Consider the following 534-nt stretch of genomic DNA (forward strand, 5'->3'; position numbering starts at 1 on the left):
ATCAGAAATAGCCGCTGCGGTGTGAATATATCTAACAGGAGTTTTTTTTCTCAATGCTTTTTATACTTCTGGCCGCTTTCTATTCGGTTGTATCTTTGTCCTTTTGAGCCATTAGATCAGTAGTTGCAGTTGCATATTCAGTTGTCCCTTGCTGATATGCCATATTTCCAATTTTTCTACTACCCAAAGGACTACTCCCCCCTTTGGCCTCAACAATGATAATTTCACCTGGTGGTGGATCTTCCACCTCGTAAACCATATCAAAGTCGCCCGGCTTCGAAATTGAGGTTCCAATATCTTTGGGATGAAGCAGCTTAGCATTAGGACGTTTACTCCGGACAAAGTCATCCGCGGCCAACTCGCCTATTTTTGCAGACTGTTGGTTAATATTACCAATTTGAGCGTTATATCCCTCTTCGCCAGTTCGAGCGTCCACAGCCTTTTGGCGCTCTTTCAAACATTCATCAATTTTTGCTTTGTTTATTTCTGTGAGCTCATAATCACTCGTATTGAGTTCAGAGTTTTCTTTATACT

Annotated in this window: 1 pseudogene; it reads right to left on the bottom strand. The window is 41.6% G+C overall.

Annotation, left to right across the window (positions count from 1 at the left end):
* Positions 1–534: pseudogene (locus R7P74_RS28925) on the bottom strand (RHS repeat-associated core domain-containing protein); the annotation flags it as partial.

It is taken from the genome of Vibrio sp. 2033, assembly GCF_033339735.1.